Source organism: Oscillibacter valericigenes, from assembly GCF_021531435.1.
Taxonomy (GTDB): domain Bacteria; phylum Bacillota; class Clostridia; order Oscillospirales; family Oscillospiraceae; genus Oscillibacter; species Oscillibacter valericigenes_B.
In genome coordinates this window covers 17,544-34,307 of sequence record NZ_JAFBIS010000002.1, presented here as the reverse complement: position 1 = coordinate 34,307, position 16,764 = coordinate 17,544, and the positions used below count along the sequence as shown (strand labels likewise).

Sequence of the window (16,764 nt, the reverse complement as noted above, 5' to 3'; positions counted from 1 at the left end):
ACAATAGACCATCATTTGGATTCCCAGAAAGGAGGGGCTGTTATGGCAAAAGTCCGGTATGCCGGGCTGGACACCCTGCGGGGCGTTACCCTGGTCAGCATGATGGCCTACCATGCCTGCTGGGACCTGGTGTATATCTTCGGCATGGACTGGGACTGGTACGGCTCTTTCGGCGCTTACCTCTGGCAGCAGAGCATCTGCTGGACATTCATCCTCCTCTCCGGCTACTGTGTCCAGCTGGGCCGCCACCGCCTGCGGCGGGGATTGCTGGCCTTTGGCGGCGGGGCGCTGGTGTCCGCTGTGACATTCTTCTTCATGCCGGAGGACCTGGTATTCTGGGGCGTATTGTCTCTGCTGGGCGCCGCCGTGCTGCTGACAATCCCCCTGGACCCGCTGCTGCGGCGCATTCCCCCCCGGGCGGGACTGGCGGGCAACTTTCTCCTGTTCCTGCTCCTGCGGGACGCGGACCGGGGCGCTCTGGGCTTTGAAGGGGCCTATCTCTGCCGCCTGCCGGAGTGTCTGTACCGAAACCACTTCACCGCCATCCTGGGCTTTCCCCCGGCGGACTTCTTCTCCACGGATTACTTCCCCCTGCTGCCCTGGCTGTTCCTGTTCCTGACGGGGTATTTCCTCTACCGCCTGCGGCCGGAGCGGGAGCCGTCAAACCTGCGGCTGCCTGTTGTGACGGCCCTGGGACGGCACTCTTTGGTCGTATATCTGCTGCACCAGCCGGTGATCTACGGCCTGCTGTGGGTTCTTTTTGCATTTACCTGAACCGGAGGGCTTTCGCCCTCCGGTTTCTATTGACTAATAGGAGTATAGGGCGTATGCTTTCAATTAGTTGATAGTACAACTAATTGGAGGCACGGTATGGACAAAACCAGACGGCAAATCACGAAAATCGCCCGGGAGTCGGGGAAACTCACCGTCCGGATGATGAAGGAGACAGGCATCGGCAGCGGGGAATTTGACCTCATCCACGCCGTCCGCCACTCGCCGGGCATCTCCCAGAGCGAGGTCTGCCAGCAGCTCAACATGGACAAAGGCGCCGTGGCCCGTCGGGTGGCCAGTCTGGAGGCCAAGGGCTACCTGACCCGCCGCAAAAACCCGGAGGACGGCCGGGGCCAGATGCTCTATGCCACGGAGTCGGCGGAGGATCTGAAACGCTCCAAAACACAAATCGAGACCGTGTTTTACGAATGGCTGCTGGAGGGGCTGACGGAGGAGGAACAGCAGACCTTTGCCCTGCTGCTGCACCGGCTGTACGCCCGGTCCAAGCAGGAGCGGCGGGAGGGCTTCCCCCACGTCATCGCACGGCTGGAAGAAACGGAGGGAGAGGTATGAAGGGGCAACAGCCGGACCGTCTGCTGACATATTTCAAGGCGGAGACCTGGCCGCTGGCCGTGGTGACGGTGACGGGACTGGTGTACAACATCGGCCTGGCCTTCGGCCCGGTGCTGGAGGGCAAGCTGGCCCAATGCCTGCTGGACATCATGGGCGGCACGGCCCGGTGGCCCGCCATGGTGTATCTGGCGGCAGTGTATGTGGGCGTGACGGTGCTCGTCCAGGCCGCCCGGTATTTCAAGCGCTTTTACGTCCGCCGCTTCGCCAACAACGTGAATCGCAGCATGAAGCGGGTGCTGTACGGTAACCTGCTCCACACCTCCCGGGAGGAGCTGGAACGGGCGGGCACGGGCAACCTGATGACCCGTGCCATCTCCGACGTGGACGCCTGCGTGGAGGGCATGCGGAAATTCACCACGGAGGTGTTCGACACCGGCGTGGCTCTGGCGGCGTACTTTGTGCTGCTGCTGGTCTACGACTGGCGGCTGGCCCTGCTGACGGGACTGTTTCCGCCGGTGGCCTTCTTCCTGGCGGAGCGGATGAAAAAGCCCGTCTCCCGGTGCGCGGCGGTGTACAAGGAGAGCGCGGGGCGGCTGAACGGCGCCACCCTGGAGCGTATCTCCGGCGCCGTGACCTACCGGGTGTTCGGCCTGGAGGAAAACCGGGACCGGGCCTACGAGGACTGCCTGGCGGACTATGAGCGGAAAGCCGCGGCAGCCAACCTCTGGGAGAACACCCTGCCGCCGCTGTACCAGGTGGTGTCCATGCTGGGTGCGGTGCTTATCCTGTGGCTGGGCGGCAAAAACGTGGCCGGAACAGGCTGGGCCAGCTGGGACATCGCCGCGTTTACGGCGTTTCTGACCTGCTTTACCAAGCTGTCCGTCAAGACCTCCAAGGCGGCCAAGCTGTTCAACTCCGTCCAGAAGGCCCAGGTCTCCTGGAAGCGCATCAAGCCGCTGCTGAAGGATGTGGAGGAGGCCCCGGAGCTGCCCCCCGCCCCGGCGGCAGACCTGGAGGTGTCCGGCCTGGGCTTCGCCTATCCCGGCGGCAGTGAGGTGCTCAAGCACATCAGCTTTACAGCCCGGCCGGGGCAGATCATCGGCGTTACCGGCCCGGTGGCCTGCGGCAAGTCCACTCTGGGCAAGGCATTTCTCTGCGAGCTGCCCTATACCGGCAGCATCCGCTTCGGCGGACGGGAGCTGCGGGACATGACGGAGGCGGAGCGGGCTTCCGTGGTGGGGTATCTGGGCCACCAGCCGGAGCTGCTCAGCGCCACGGTCAAGGAAAACGTGCTGCTGGGCACCGACGGCCCGGCATCGCCCTGGCTGGCGGCATCCTGCCTGACGGAGGAAGTGGCCGCCATGCCCCAGGGCGAGGACACGGCGGTGGGCAGCGGCGGCGTCCGGCTCTCCGGCGGGCAGCAGGCGCGGCTGGCGCTTGCCCGGACGCTGCGGCACAAGCGCCCTCTGCTGATTCTGGACGACCCCTTCTCCGCCGTGGACATGACCACGGAGGGAGAGATCATGGAGCATCTGCGGGCCCTGGCCGGGGACAGCATCATCCTGCTGTTGTCCCACCGGCTGGACCGCTTCCCGGAACTGGACGGCGTGCTGTGGATGGAGCAGGGCACCGTCCTGGCGGGCAGCCATCAGGAATTGATGGAGACCTGCCCGGCCTATACCAGTTTGTACAACGCCCAGAAGGGAGGAGCCGGACGTGGAGAATAAAATTTCCCGCATTTTTCTCCGGGAGCTGCGGCGGGCATGGCCCCTGACCCTGGCGCTGCTGGCGGCGGTGGCCGGAGCGGTGCTGCTGGGCCTGACGCCGCCCCTGGTGCTGGAGCGGGCGGTAAACACCCTGACATCCGGCGCGGGCATCCCCCTCTCCCTGGCGCTGCTGTATTTCGCAGCCCTGGCCCTGTCGGGCATCTTCGACTCCGGCAAGGAGTTTTTGCTGACCGTACTGGGCCAGAAGCTGACCCGCGCCCTGCGGAGCGCCATGTGCGCCAAGCTGTCCCGCCTGCCCGCCTCCTGGTTCGCCGGGCGGGAGCCGGGGGCTGTGGCCTCCCGGTTCGTGGGAGATGTGGACACGGTAGAATCCCTGTTTTCCTCCGGCATCGTCAGCATGGCGGTGGACGTGTGCAAGGTGCTGAGCATCCTGGCGGTCATCTTCGTAAAGAGCCGGGGCCTCGGCGTCCTGATGGTGCTGGTAACGCCTCTGCTGCTGTGGATGACCCGGGTGTTCCAGAAGCGGATGCTGGCCTCCCAGCTCCAGAACCGGGCGGCGGTGAGCCGGGTGAGCCACCATGTGCCGGAGACGATCCGCAACATCCGCATGATCCACACCCTGCGGAAAGAACGCTATATGGCCCATCGCTATGACGGAACCATTCAGGACAGCTACCAGGCCATGGAGAAATCCAACTTTTACGATTCCATCTACTCCCCCATCATCCTCATCATCAGCGCCCTGGTGGTGGCGGTGATGATGGTGTGCGCCTCTCTCGGCGGCGGGATGCAGAAGCTGTTCGGCATGTCCGTGGGCACCGCCGTGGCGGTCATCGCCTACGTGGGCAAGGTATTCGGCCCGCTGGAGAGCATCGGCATGGAAATTCAGAGCGTCCAGTCCGCCGTGGCGGGCGTCCGCCGCATCCGGGAGTTTTTGAGCGAGCCGGAGGAGAAGCCGACGGACGCGTCCCTGACCCTGGACGCCCTGCGCCGCAGCGGAAAGCCCGCCGTGGAGGTGACGAACGTGACCTTCAGTTATGACGGAGAGCGGAATGTTCTGGAAAACTGCGCCTTTACTGTGAAAGAGGCCGAGAGCGTGACCCTGACGGGCCGCACCGGGGCGGGCAAGAGCACGGTGTTCAAGCTGCTGCTGGGCCTGTACCGATCCCAGGGCGGCAGCGTCCGCATTTACGGCGCCGACGCCGCCTCTGTTCCCCCGCACCTCCGGCGGCACCTGTTCGGCTATGTGGAGCAGGCTTTCCATCTGGTGCCGGGGACGGTGCTGGACCAGATCACCCTCTGGGACGATACCATCACCCGTGAAAAAGCGGAGGAGGCCGCCCGGCTGGTTGGCCTCCACGAAACGATTTGCAATTTGGAACAGGGCTACGACACGCCCTGCGGAGAGGGCCTGTTCTCCCAGGGGCAGTTCCAGCTCCTGGCCATCGCCCGGGCGGTGGCGGCGGACCCGGCCATTTTGCTGCTGGACGAGATCACCGCCAATCTGGACAGCGACACGGAGCAGACGGTCCTCACCGCCCTGGAGCGGGCGGCGGCGCGCCGGACGGTGGTCTCCATCTCCCACCGGCTCTACCGTCGGACCGGCGGGCGGCAGATCGCCATATAACGCGTTTACAACAGGCCCTGCATGTAAAAACGCCGCAAATTACGGGAAATCCCGTCCCTCTTCTCCTTGCAAACGGGGAAACCTTGTGGTAAAGTTATTAGGTCTGTACACTTACGAACAAAAGGAGGCAGTTTCATGCCTACTCTGCAAGAAGAGATCACCCGGCGGCGGACCTTTGCCATCATCTCCCACCCCGACGCCGGTAAAACGACCCTGACGGAAAAATTCCTGCTCTACGGCGGCGCCATCGCCCAGGCCGGCGAGGTCAAGGGCAAGCGGGCCCGTGCCGCCACCTCCGACTGGATGGAGATTGAGAAGCAGCGCGGCATCTCCGTCACCTCCTCCGTCATGCAGTTCCAGCACGACGGCTTCTGCATCAACATTCTGGACACCCCCGGCCACCAGGACTTCTCCGAGGACACCTACCGCACCCTGATGGCCGCGGACTCCGCCGTCATGGTCATCGACGGCGCCAAGGGCGTAGAGCCCCAGACCCGGAAGCTGTTCAAGGTCTGCGCCCTGCGGCACATCCCCATCTTCACCTTCATCAACAAGATGGACCGGGAGACCCGGGACCCCCTCGACCTGTGCGAGGAAGTGGAGCGGGAGCTGGGCATCGACACTTACGCCGTCAACTGGCCCATCGGCTGCGGCAAGGAATTCCAGGGCGTCTATGACCGGGAGAAGAAGCGCATCCTGTTCTTCGAGGGCGAGGGCCACGCAAAAAAGGCTGCCGTCACCGAGGTGGAGTTGGACGACCCCCAGTTGGAAGAGCTGATCGGTGAGAAAAAAGCGGGTGCCCTGCGGGAGGAAGTGGAGCTGCTGGGCGCGGGCCGGGAGTTCGACATGGAGGCCGTACGGAACGGCACTCTTTCCCCCGTGTTCTTCGGCTCCGCACTGACCAACTTCGGCGTGGAGCCCTTCCTGGAGGAGTTCCTCCGCATGACCACCGCCCCCCTGCCCCGGGTCAGCGACCAGGGCGAGGTGGACGTGTTCTCCCCGGATTTCTCCGCCTTTGTCTTCAAAATTCAGGCAAACATGAACAAGGCCCACCGGGACCGCCTGGCCTTCATGCGCATTTGCTCCGGCAAGTTCCAGCGGGACACGGAGTATTACCACGTCCAGAGCGGCAAGAAGCTGCGGCTGAGCCAGCCCCAGCAGATGATGGCCGCCGAGCGGGAGATCGTGGAGGAGGCCTACGCCGGCGACATCATCGGCGTGTTCGACCCCGGCCTGTTCTCCATCGGCGACACCATCACCGTTCCCGGCAAGAAATTCAAATACTCCGGCATCCCCACCTTTGAGCCGGAACACTTTATGCGGGTCAGCCCCAAGGACACCATGAAGCGCAAGCAGTTCATCAAGGGCACGGAGCAGATCGCCCAGGAGGGCGCCATCCAGATCTTCAAAATTCCCGGCGCAGGCCTGGAGGAAGTCATCGTGGGCGTCGTGGGCACCCTGCAGTTCGACGTGTTCGAGTACCGGATGAAGTCCGAGTACGGCGTGGACCTGTATATGACCGGCCTGCCCTACGACCACCTGCGGCTCATCACCAACTGCCCCTGCAATCCCGAGGACCTGGTGCTCTGCACCGGCTCCGCCATTCTGGAGGATTTCCGGGACCGGCTGCTGGTGGCCTTTGGCGGCGAGTGGTCCGTGGGCTTTTTGACGAAACACAATCCCGGCCTGGAGTTGGCCGATTCCCTGTCGGTGTGATATGGCGGAGATCAGACGATATTTACCCGGCGACGAAACCACCCTCTCCATTCTCCTGCGCCGGACGCTGCTGGAGGTCAACGCCCTCTCCTGCCCCAAGGAAGAGATCGACTGGCTGTATGACCGCTACACGCCGGAGACAGTAGCCCAGATCGCCGCGGAGAACCACACCTACGTGATGACAGAAAAAAACGCCATTGTCGGCACCGGCACCGTCACCATGACCGGGGAGCGGGAGTGCGAGATCATCGCCGCGTTCCTGCTGCCGGAGGCCATCGGCCGGGGCCTGGGCACCCAGTTGTTTGACGCATTGGAAGCAGATGAGTGGTGCCGGGAGGCGGACCGCGTGTGGCTGACCTCCTCTGTAAACGCCCTGGATTTTTATGAAAAGCGGGGCTATGTGAATCCAAACGGCTACCGCGCCCGGGGCGACGACGGCCTTTTGACCATGGAAAAGCGAAAAAACGGATAAAAAATGTCTCTGCCTGCGGCAGAGACATTTTTTTATGATGAAATTCCGTAAAGCCCGGTCACCGGGTCCTGCCACAGGGCAACATAGGGCGGGCGGAAGGTGCACCACACGAAGCAGAACGCCAGCGCCCACAGCACCGCCAGCCCCGCCACCTGCTGCCACGGCTCGGAAAGCCTCCCCCGCCGCAGCAGGCAGAAATCCAGCCAGAAGGCCCCCAGGTCCGCCAGAAAAAACACGGCAATATCCGCCCAGAGCAGATGACGGCCCAGAACGCCCGTGTAGGTATAGTACAGCACCGGGATCAGCGCCAGGCCAGCCAGCGTGCTCACCGCCCGCACCGCCGGAAAGTTCGGGTAATTCTTTCCCAAAACGCACATTTCCACCAGGGCGCACAGAAACAGAGGGAAAAACAGCAGCTTCATATGCTCCCAGGTGGATTCGTTCACGGCGGAAAAGACCGCTGCCAGCACATTGCCGCCGCTCCAATCGTAGGTGAAGTGGAGCAGAACGCCCGCTGCGGCGGCAAACAAAAAGCCGCCCAACTCCCAGAAAAACAGCCGTTTCCGCATCGCTCACCCTCCCGGCAAAAGAAACCGCGGCCTGCGGCCGCGGTTTCAGTGTATGCAGTTTCCGGGAAATCATGCGAACACCAGCTGCACCAGCGCCATGTACAGTGCCGTGCCTCCGGCGATGGAGAGGAGCACATTGCCCCGCCAGCGGTGGAGCAGCACAACGGCGAGTATCGCCAGCAGTTCCGGAATGCCGTGGGGTGCCGCCGTCCAGGTCACGTTTTTCAGGCAGTACACCACCAGCAGCCCCATCACCGCCGCGGGCAGTACCCGGCCCAGGTATGTCACCACCGCAGGCGGCTCCTTGTTTTCCGGAAACATCCAGAAGGGCAGCCAGCGGGTGATCTGTGTCCCGGCAGCCACCGCCAAAATGATTGCAAGCGTCTGCAAAGGCGTCAGGTACATAAGCGCTTCCTCCCTCCCAGCAGCACCGCTAAAATCAGCACCATGGCGGAGATGACCAGGTTCTCCGCTCCGAACACCGCCAGACTTGCGGCGGCGCAGGCAATTCCAATGATCCCGGCTGGCCGGTTCTCCTTCTTCTTCCACTGCTCCAGAAACAGTACCACAAACAGCGCCGTCAAAGCAAAATCCAACCCCGTAGTATCAAAGGTGATGAATTTCCCCAGCAGACCGCCCAGAGCCGTGGCCCCCACCCAATAGCTGTAATCCAGGAGGGAGATCCAGAAGTAAAAATCCTTCCGTGCCACACCCTTCGGCGGCTCCAGGGTGGAGACCAGGGAAAAGGTCTCGTCGCTGAGAACGTAGATCAGGAACGGCCGGACTTTGCCCAGGCCCTTGTATTTATCCAGCATACTGAGGCCGTAAAAAATGTGCCGCGCGTTCACCATAATAGCCAGTAAAAACGCCTGCAAGGGGTCAAAGGCCGTGACCAGCAGGGTAATGGCCACATACTGCATACTGCCGCCGAAGCCGATGGCGCTCATCAGCGTGGACCACAGGGGGCCGTAGCCGTTGGCCTCCATCAGCAATCCGTAAGCCATCCCCAGGCAGAAGTACCCCGTCATCACCGGGACAGTGGCGGGAAAGGCGGCTTTCAGCGCCGCCAGTTGGTTCGGTTTTTCTCCCAGACGGCTCCATTGCGTTCTCCAATTTCCTATTGCATTTATGGGTATTTGCAAGTATACCGCCAATATTGCCCGGTGTCAAGAGAAAGAGCCGCGCCTTCCGGCGCGGCTCCGAGCATCACATTTTCTCCGGTGCGTCCACACCGATGAGTTTCAGGCCGTTTTTCAGCACCACGCGGGTGTCGTCCGCCAGTTTCAGGCGGGCTGCCTGGACCGCGGGCTCCTCGCCCTTGATGCGGCAGGCGTTGTAGAAGCGGTGGAAGCAGGCCGCCAGCTCCTGGAGATAGCGGTTGATGTGGCTGGGGTCGTAATCCCGGGCCGCCAGCTTCACTTCCTCGCAGAACTGGGCGATCTGCTTGATAAGCGCCTGCTCGGTCTCGCCGTTCAGGATGGACATGTCCACATCCGCCTGCTTGGGAACGGTGACGCCCTCCTCGGCCAGGGCCCGCAGCAGGGAGCAGATGCGGGCGTGGGCGTACTCCACATAGTAGATGGGGTTCTCGCTGTCCTCCCGGACCGCCAGGCCCAGGTCGAATTCCATCTGGGTGTCGGGCTTGGCATTGAAATACCACCGGGCGGCGTCCACGGATACCTCGTCCAGCAGGTCGGAAAGGCTGATGGCCTTGCCGGTGCGCTTGGACATGCGGACCAGCTCGCCGTCCCGCAGCAGCTTCACCAGCTGCATCAGCACGATGTCCAGCTTCTCGCTGCCGTTCAGACCCAGGGCGTCCAGCGCGCCCTTCAACCGGGCCACATGGCCGTGGTGGTCGGCGCCCCAGATGTTGATGACCTTGTCAAAGCCCCGGACGGCAAACTTGTTGCGGTGGTAGGCGATGTCGGCGGCGAAGTAGGTGTAGAAGCCGTTGGCCCGGCGCAGCACGTCGTCCTTCAGCTCCAGCTTCTCAATGTCCTTCTCCTTCTTGCCACTCTTCAGCAGGTTCTCCCGCATGATGTCAGCGGTCTTGAGCCACAACGCGCCGTCCTTCTCATAGGTCCAGCCCTTTTCGGTGAGCATGTCCACCGTCTCGGCCACATACCCGCTCTCATGGAGGGTGGACTCGTAGAACCAGTTGTCGTACTCAATTTTATACCGCTGGAGGTCGGTCTTCATCTTGGGCAGGTTCACGGAAAGGCCGAACTGGGCCAGGGCCTCCTGCCGCTCCGCGGCGGGGACGTTCAGCAGCTTGTCGCCGTTGGCGTCATAATAAGCCTGGGCCAGCTCACGGATGTCGCCGCCCTGGTAGCCGTCCTCCGGGAAGGGCACGTTCTCCTCGCCCTGGATGATCTGGAGATACCGGGCCTCGATGGAGTGGGCAAACTTGTCGATCTGGTGGCCGGCGTCATTCACATAAAACTCTCTCGTCACGTTGGCGCCGCAGGCCGTCAGCACGGAGGCCAGGGTGTCGCCCAGCACGCCGCCACGGGCGTTGCCCATGTGCATAGGGCCGGTGGGGTTGGCGGAGACGAACTCCACCATATACTTCTTGCCTTTCAGACCGTCGTTGGTACCGTAGGCGTCGCCCTCGGCTTCCACGGCGGCGCAGACGCCCTCGTACCAGCTGTCGTTCAGACGGAAGTTCAGAAAGCCGGGGCCGGCGATCTCGGCGGAGGCGAAATAGGAGCCGTTCAGGTCCATGTGGTCCAGCAGAGCCTGGGCGATGTTCCGGGGCGGCTGCCGCAGGGCCTTGGAGGCAGCCAGGGCAAAGGTGGTGGTAAAGTCGCCGTTGGCGGTATCCTTGGGGATCTCCACCGGGGCGGTCTTGACCTCCGCCGCGGGCAGGGTGCCGTCAGCCACCGCCGCCTGGTAAGCGTTCATCGCCAGGGCCGCCGCCTGGTCCTTCGCGTTTTGTACCATGTTGATCATATCAAAATACCTCTTCTGTTCATAATCTGTCTCAATGTTTCCGTCTGACCCGAATTTTAAAACAATTCCGGCCCGTTACAGTATGCTCAACGGCGATGGAATACTTAATCTCCAACAGTCCGCCCCGCTCGGACAGGTTGTGCTTCAAAATGCTGGTCTGAATATCCACCGACAGCTCCCCGAAAGGCGTCTCATACAGGGACGTATGCTGCCGTCCCTCTTCAAACACCATCTGGGAATTCACCGTACCGCTGCGGGTCAGGGTGACCCGGGGACCTTTTACCTCAAAGGTCGTCGTGGTCCCCTCCATGCCGGTGAGCTCGCTTTCCTCGTAGGACAGCACGATGCCGTCCTCCGCCAGTTCCATGGTCCCCTCCGTCATCAATTCCGTTTCATCGGGGTCGATGCCGTCAAAATACTGCTCGCCCCGGATGGACAGCAGAACCGGCAGCTTCTTCGATTCAATAGTTGTCAATGTCAATCCTCCGTGCCGTGTGGCGCAGGTTTTCCTGCAGGAATACCGAGGCGATGTTTTCAAAATCCTCCGCCCGGTCACTGACATAGAACTCCGATTCCCCCTGGCGGCTCTCATCCGCCCGGAGGCCATCCGCTTTCAGCATCCGCTTCAATTCAAAAGCCGATTCCTCTCCGGCGGAAACCAGGGTCACGCCGGGGCCCATGATGTCTCCGATGATGTCCGTCAGCAGGGGATAGTGGGTGCAGCCTAAAATCAGGGTGTCAATGCCGGTGTCCTTCAGCGGCTCCAGATACTCCCGTGCCACCGTCTCAATAACGATGTCTCCCCGCCGGAACCGTCCGTTCTCCACCAGCGGCACGAACAGCGGACAGGGCTTGCAGATGACCTCCACCGTGGGGTCCAGCCGCCGGAGGGTGGCCTCGTAAGCGCCGGAGCGGACGGAGGCCAGGGTAGCGATCATGCCCACTTTTTTCGTCTTGGTCACCAGCAGCGCCCGGCGGCAGGTGGGCTCCACCACGCCCACGATGGGCAGGTCGTTCTCCGCCTGGAGGGTGTCCAGGGAGGTTGTCGTCACAGTGCCGCAGGCGATCAGGATGGCCTTGAGGTCAAAGGAACGCAGGAACCGCACATCCTGCCGGGCATATTTCAAAATGGTCTCCTTGGAGCGCCCGCCGTAGGGCACCCGGGCGGTGTCCCCGAAATAAATCAGGTTTTCCTCCGGCAATATCTTCCAGAGGGAGTGGACCGCCGTCAGGCCGCCCAAACCGGAGTCAAATACGCCAATGGGCCGTGCATCCATGTCCGCTCCTCCCTTCTCCATACTGTTCCGGCACAAACCGCACCGGAATCACACCAGGATTATATATTATACTATGAGCAAGGATTTGCCGCAAGACAGATTTTAGCCTTTTTACCCTGTTTTTTATATAGAATTTTACTTACTACTCTGCTATAATCATACTAACATCCGCATCACACTGTTGTTGCCCGTTTGGGGAGGTGTCTATCCGTGAAAATTGAACTGACAGAACAGCAGTACCGCTATCTGCTGGATCTGGTTTACATAGGAAACTGGGTGATGAATTCCACCCGGGAAGATGACCGCATCAAGGAATACGACGAGGTGGAGAGTCTGGTCTTCTCCCACTGCCTTCAGCACAAGATGAGCAAGCTGGTGGAACTGTACCATGGCGAGCTGATCCCCTCCCGGGCCTTTGCAGACGGCGGCATCCATGAAGCCATCGAGAGCTATGAGGACGTGGTGTTCTACGAAATACTGGCGGAGGAGCTGGCCCTCCGGGATATGGACGGCGAGCCCCTGACCCGGGAGAATTACGGTGCCCTCATGGACCGCATCGACGCGTACCTCTCTGAATTTGACCAGCACGGAACAGATAACATCTCTGTTGACTTGGACGAATAATCCCGTAAGAGAAAGAAAAGGAGAACGAAATGTCTGAGAAATCCAAAGTTTACTTTGCCGACTTCCGCTGTCCCAGCTGGCGGGAAAACCTGCCCCAGAAGCTGGCCCGCCTGATGATGACCGCCGGTTTCGGCGACATCGACATGGAGGACAAATACGTCGCCATCAAGATGCACTTCGGCGAGCCGGGGAATCTGGCCTACCTGCGGCCCAACTGGGCCAAGGTGGTAGCGGATCTGGTCAAGAGTCAAGGCGGCAAGCCCTTCCTCACCGACTGCAACACGCTGTATGTCGGCGGCCGGAAAAACGCCCTGGACCACATCGAGTCCGCCTACGTCAACGGCTTCACGCCCTACTCCACCGGCTGCCACATCATCATCGCCGACGGTCTGAAGGGCACCGACGAGGTGGAGGTGCCCGTGGAGGGCGGCGAGTATGTGAAATCCGCCAAGATCGGCCGGGCTGTGATGGACGCCGACGTGTTCGTCTCCCTGACCCATTTCAAGGGCCATGAGCAGGCGGGCATGGGCGGCACCCTGAAAAACATCGGCATGGGCTGCGGCTCCCGGGCGGGCAAGATGGAGCAGCACAACTCCGGCAAGCCCTTCGTCAAGCAGAAGAAGTGCGTGGGCTGCCGTGCCTGCGCCAAGATCTGCGCCCACGGTGCGCCCCAGTTCGGCGAGGACGGCAAGGCCAGCATCGACACCGACAAGTGCGTGGGCTGCGCCCGGTGCCTGGCCATCTGCCCCAAGGACGCCATCCAATGCTTGTACGACGAGGCCCCGGCCATTCTGAACAAGAAGATCGCCGAGTACACGAAGGCCGTGGTGGACGGCCGCCCCTGCTTCCATGTATCCCTGGTGATGGACGTTTCCCCCAACTGCGACTGCCACGGGGAAAACGATGTGCCCATCGTCCCCAACGTAGGCATGTTCGCCTCCTTTGACCCCGTGGCTTTGGACCAGGCCTGTGCCGACGCGGTGCTGGCGCAGACGGCTGTCCCCAACTCCGTGCTGTTTGACAAGGACTGCGCCTGCAACGAGGGCGACTATTTCCAGAAGGCCCACCCCGACACCGAATGGGAGGTCTGTCTGGAGCACGCCGAAAAGCTGGGCCTGGGCACCCGGGCATACGAGCTGGTAACGATCTAATCAAAAAAGGACTTCCGCCTGCCGGCGGAAGTCCCTTTTTGCACATATTGTTTATGCGAACAAAGCGTTGAAGCTGTTCACCACATCGTCCGCGCCCTCGCTCAGGGCAATCAGCATGACATAATTGCCGTTGGAGACAATACGGGAGCCGTTCTTCCAGCCCTCGATGGTCTGGGGATACCAGGCGCCGCCGGGATTCTCGTCGTCACCCACTTGATAGTTGATCCGGGCCTGAAAAATGTCCTTCACCGCCTGGACGTCGGCGCTGTTCTCCACCTCCACCAGGGCCAGCTCGCCCACGGCGGCGGAGATCATGGCGGTGTACACGCCGCACTGCTTCGTCTTGATGGCGGTCAGGCCGGGATAGAAGGCGTCCAGCACCTCGCCGTCCGCCTGCATCATGGCGGGGCGGTTTTCACCGGAGGCAAACGTCTCAAAGAAAGCCGCCAGGTCCACGCTCTTGCTCTCCGCGGGCTTTTCAGCGGGCTTTTGGGCGGGTTTTTCAGCAGGCTTTTCCGCTGGTTTCTGGACGGGCTTTTCCACCGGCTTGCTCTCCGGCTTCTGGGTGGTGTCGGCGGGCAGGCTGCCGCCCTCCGCCTTTTCCGCCGGGTCTGCGGGGAGGGTTTCCACCGCGCCGTCTTCCGTGCTGCCATCTGCGTTCTGGATCTCGCTGGCCTCCTCCCCGGCTTCCGGAGTTTCCTGGGGCTGGTCAACAGTGCCGTCCACATCTCCGGCGGTCACTTCCTGTTCCGGTGTCCCGGCGTCATCCTTCTTTCCGCCGCAGGCGGTCAGCGCCGCCAGCATGGACAGGGCCAGCAGCAGGGCAAGCAGTTTTTTCTTCATCGCGTATGTTCTCCTCTTATGCGTATTTTCGGAAGGGCCCGGCCCTTCATCTCTCGCTTCTACTGACGGAATTCTTTCCCGGAAAGTTCCCGGTTTTTTATATTTTTTCAGATATACGAAAGGAGCCCCCTATGAAGCGCACCCGCAAAGACATTCTGGACATTTTTGTCATTGGCTTTGCCCTGTTTTCCATGTTTTTCGGAGCAGGCAACGTCATTTTCCCGCCCTACCTGGGCCTGGGCTGCGGAAAGCAGTGGTTTCTGGGCTTTGTCTGTTACTATCTGGCGGACATCGGCCTGGCACTGCTGGCCCTGTTCGCCATTCTGCGCCGGGGCGGGCCGGAGGGCATCACCCGGCGTCTGGGAAAGGTCCCCGCCGCGATTTTGATGAGCGCCATCGTGCTGTGCATCGGCCCCATGCTGGCCATCCCCCGGACGGCAGCCACCACCTATGAGATGTCCCTGGCGCCGCTGGTCTCCGGCTTCAGCCCGGCGCTGTTCTCCGCCCTGTTTTTCCTGCTCATTTTGTTCCTCTGCGTCAGGGAGTCCGCTGTGGTGGACATCGTGGGCAAAGTCCTGACTCCTGCCCTTCTCATCGGGCTTCTCGTCCTCATCGTCAAGGGCGTCATGGACCCCATCGGCCCGGTGCCCGACCGGGTGCTGGTGGACAACGTGCCCATGACCGGCATCGAGGCGGGCTACCAGACCATGGACGTGCTGGCGGCCATGGTGTTCGGCATCATCGTGCTGAAAAGTGCCAAAGCCAAGGGCCACGAGGACCCGCAATCCTTGTTCCGGGTGGTGGCGGGCGCGGGCGCAGTGGCTGGCGCCGCCCTGTTGGTGGTCTATCTGGGGCTGACGTACCTGGGCGTCACCATGTCCCGGTTCTTTGACCTCTCCGTCCTGCGGACGTATCTGGTGGTGGCCATCGTCCGCAACCTCATGGGCTACGCGGGCATCGTGCTGTTCTCCATAGTGGTTGCTCTGGCCTGCGTCACCACAGCCGTAGCCCTGGTCAGCTCCGCCGCCGGGTACTTCTCCACGCTCTCCGGCGGGCGGCTCCGCTACTCCTGGCTGGCTGCCGCCATCTGCCTGTTCAGCGCGGTTTTCTCCTGCATCGGCCTGGACCAGATCGTCTCCATCGCGGCCCCTATTCTGAACATCGTCTACCCGCCCACGCTGGTCCTGATCTTCCTGTCCTTTTTTGACAGGCACATCCACTCCGACTGGGTCTTCCGCATGGCGGCCCTGGGCGCTCTGCTCACCAGCCTCCTGACCACGGCGGACTTCGGAGCGTCCATGCCTTTCCTGAACGCCCTCCCCCTGTCGGCCTACGGCTTCGGCTGGGTACTGCCCGCTGCCATATTCGGCGTTATCGGCGGTCTGATAGGTCGAAAAACAGCATAAATGCGCCGTCAAAAAGAGGGCCGGGAAAGTTCCCGGTCCTCTTTTTTGCGCGTCATTTGATTGCAATTCGTATTTTTGTGCCGCAATATAACGTTTTGTATCAGAATGTGACAACTTCCTGGGCGGGTTTTTCGCAGGGGGCGATGGACAGAATGTTCATCACCGGGCCCTTGCCCTTGTATGCCTTGTGCTTCTCCACCGTCATTCTGGCGGTCACTTCGATCCAGTCCCGGTTCTCATACTGGTCCAGAGTGTCGCCCTTGGCGATGAGGCCCAGGAATTGCACGTCGTTCTCGCAGCAAACCATGGCGAAGCGGCCGGGGCAGTGGATGCCGGGATACTTCTTGGAGTGGCACATGATGAGCTTCATGTGCACCATCTTGCCGTCGTACCGGTCCGGATGGTCCATGACGTCCACATACCAGACGCCGAAATCGTCATCAGGAATGTCGATGACCTCCTGGTCCAGGTCGAAGGGGCACTCGTCGCCGGTGAGGTAGTCCTCGCTGGTGCCGTCCTCCATCTCCAGGTAGATGTCCGCCCGGCGGTTCACCATGCGGAGGTTCCGCTTCCGCAGAGCGTCCCGCAGCTCCGGCGTACAGCGGTTGAACACCAGCAGATCGGCATTGGTGATCTTCTCCATCATCAGCTGGCCCATGTTCTTGGCGTACATCTCGAAGGTGGACGCCTGAACAAAGGTCATGATCTGATAAAGCACCCAGTTGGCGGGCAGGACTTCCCTGTAAAGGCGTTCCATCTGCCACATGCCGTTGTACTCAATGAGCACCTGCTTGGGCTTGTACTGCTTCTCCCACGCCTTGAGCTGGGAGCACTTCAAGTCCTCTTCCTCCTCCACGGTGACAACGGTCACGTTGTCCATGGCCTTCGGGTTGTACTCCTCCTCGCCCTCCTCGCAGCAGATCAGCAGGGTCTTATCCTGGCGGGCGAAGCCGTCCTCCAGGATGCCGTTGATGAAATTGGTCTTGCCGCCGTCCAGAAAACCGGCGACCAAGTAAACAGGAATATCAGCCATAGTAAAGTTCGTTCCCTTTCCGG

Annotated in this window: 17 protein-coding genes; 9 read left to right on the top strand and 8 right to left on the bottom strand. The window is 61.6% G+C overall.

Annotation, left to right across the window (positions count from 1 at the left end):
* Positions 1–42 precede the first annotated feature (42 nt).
* The 6 genes from JQM68_RS01270 to JQM68_RS01245 all read left to right on the top strand — a co-directional run bounded on the left by JQM68_RS01270 (position 43) and on the right by JQM68_RS01245 (position 6,886).
* Positions 43–774, top strand: a complete 732-nt coding sequence (locus JQM68_RS01270; RefSeq protein ID WP_235221105.1) for a heparan-alpha-glucosaminide N-acetyltransferase domain-containing protein — start codon at positions 43–45, stop codon at positions 772–774.
* A 96-nt stretch (positions 775–870) separates the two neighbouring features.
* Positions 871–1,344, top strand: a complete 474-nt coding sequence (locus tag JQM68_RS01265) for a MarR family winged helix-turn-helix transcriptional regulator (protein WP_235221104.1) — start codon at positions 871–873, stop codon at positions 1,342–1,344.
* On the top strand, positions 1,341–3,071 hold the full coding sequence (locus JQM68_RS01260; RefSeq protein ID WP_235221103.1) for an ABC transporter ATP-binding protein: 1,731 nt from the start codon (positions 1,341–1,343) through the stop codon (positions 3,069–3,071). The genes JQM68_RS01265 and JQM68_RS01260 overlap by 4 nt, the downstream gene beginning before the upstream one ends.
* The gene (locus JQM68_RS01255; protein ID WP_235221102.1) at positions 3,061–4,698 is read left to right on the top strand and encodes an ABC transporter ATP-binding protein; all 1,638 of its coding nucleotides are present in this window, start codon (positions 3,061–3,063) and stop codon (positions 4,696–4,698) included. The genes JQM68_RS01260 and JQM68_RS01255 overlap by 11 nt, the downstream gene beginning before the upstream one ends.
* Positions 4,699–4,833: 135 nt before the next feature.
* Positions 4,834–6,414 carry a peptide chain release factor 3 gene (locus JQM68_RS01250; protein ID WP_235221101.1) on the top strand — a complete coding sequence of 527 codons (1,581 nt, stop codon included), beginning with the start codon at positions 4,834–4,836 and terminating at the stop codon, positions 6,412–6,414.
* Position 6,415: 1 nt separating this feature from the next.
* Positions 6,416–6,886: a GNAT family N-acetyltransferase gene (locus JQM68_RS01245; RefSeq protein WP_235221100.1), complete on the top strand. Its 471-nt coding sequence runs from the start codon at positions 6,416–6,418 to the stop codon at positions 6,884–6,886.
* 32 nt (positions 6,887–6,918) lie between these two features.
* On the opposite strand, the gene JQM68_RS01240 is transcribed toward JQM68_RS01245, so the two are convergent.
* The 6 genes from JQM68_RS01240 to murI all read right to left on the bottom strand — a co-directional run bounded on the left by JQM68_RS01240 (position 6,919) and on the right by murI (position 11,684).
* A complete protein-coding gene (locus tag JQM68_RS01240; protein WP_235221099.1) occupies positions 6,919–7,455 on the bottom strand; it encodes a DUF6512 family protein in 537 nt (178 codons plus the stop codon).
* Between the two features lie 69 nt (positions 7,456–7,524).
* The gene (locus JQM68_RS01235) at positions 7,525–7,860 is read right to left on the bottom strand and encodes a branched-chain amino acid transporter permease (RefSeq protein WP_235221098.1); all 336 of its coding nucleotides are present in this window, start codon (positions 7,858–7,860) and stop codon (positions 7,525–7,527) included.
* Positions 7,851–8,483, bottom strand: a complete 633-nt coding sequence (locus JQM68_RS01230; protein ID WP_268821379.1) for an AzlC family ABC transporter permease — start codon at positions 8,481–8,483, stop codon at positions 7,851–7,853. Before JQM68_RS01230 ends, JQM68_RS01235 begins: the two co-directional genes overlap by 10 nt.
* A gap of 178 nt (positions 8,484–8,661) precedes the next feature.
* Complete coding sequence (gene argS / locus JQM68_RS01225) at positions 8,662–10,407, bottom strand: arginine--tRNA ligase (protein ID WP_235221096.1); 1,746 nt, start codon at positions 10,405–10,407, stop codon at positions 8,662–8,664.
* A 31-nt stretch (positions 10,408–10,438) separates the two neighbouring features.
* A complete protein-coding gene (locus JQM68_RS01220; RefSeq protein ID WP_235221095.1) occupies positions 10,439–10,882 on the bottom strand; it encodes a YwiB family protein in 444 nt (147 codons plus the stop codon).
* A complete protein-coding gene (murI, locus tag JQM68_RS01215) occupies positions 10,869–11,684 on the bottom strand; it encodes a glutamate racemase (protein WP_235221094.1) in 816 nt (271 codons plus the stop codon). Before murI ends, JQM68_RS01220 begins: the two co-directional genes overlap by 14 nt.
* A 210-nt stretch (positions 11,685–11,894) precedes the next feature.
* Here murI and JQM68_RS01210 point away from each other — a divergent pair, with 210 nt between their 5' ends.
* The gene (locus JQM68_RS01210; protein ID WP_235221093.1) at positions 11,895–12,308 is read left to right on the top strand and encodes a hypothetical protein; all 414 of its coding nucleotides are present in this window, start codon (positions 11,895–11,897) and stop codon (positions 12,306–12,308) included.
* A 29-nt stretch (positions 12,309–12,337) separates the two neighbouring features.
* Positions 12,338–13,459 carry a DUF362 domain-containing protein gene (locus tag JQM68_RS01205; protein WP_235221092.1) on the top strand — a complete coding sequence of 374 codons (1,122 nt, stop codon included), beginning with the start codon at positions 12,338–12,340 and terminating at the stop codon, positions 13,457–13,459.
* A gap of 51 nt (positions 13,460–13,510) precedes the next feature.
* Here JQM68_RS01205 and JQM68_RS01200 read toward each other — a convergent pair whose 3' ends face one another.
* The gene (locus JQM68_RS01200; RefSeq protein WP_235221091.1) at positions 13,511–14,302 is read right to left on the bottom strand and encodes a DUF4358 domain-containing protein; all 792 of its coding nucleotides are present in this window, start codon (positions 14,300–14,302) and stop codon (positions 13,511–13,513) included.
* A gap of 131 nt (positions 14,303–14,433) precedes the next feature.
* Between JQM68_RS01200 and brnQ the strand changes: the two genes are divergently transcribed.
* Positions 14,434–15,708: a branched-chain amino acid transport system II carrier protein gene (brnQ, locus tag JQM68_RS01195; RefSeq protein WP_235221090.1), complete on the top strand. Its 1,275-nt coding sequence runs from the start codon at positions 14,434–14,436 to the stop codon at positions 15,706–15,708.
* A gap of 100 nt (positions 15,709–15,808) precedes the next feature.
* Here the strand turns inward: brnQ and JQM68_RS01190 are convergent, their stop codons facing one another.
* Positions 15,809–16,741 (bottom strand): TIGR03943 family putative permease subunit, encoded by a 933-nt coding sequence (locus JQM68_RS01190; protein WP_235221089.1) that lies wholly within the window; start codon positions 16,739–16,741, stop codon positions 15,809–15,811.
* Positions 16,742–16,764 lie beyond the last annotated feature (23 nt).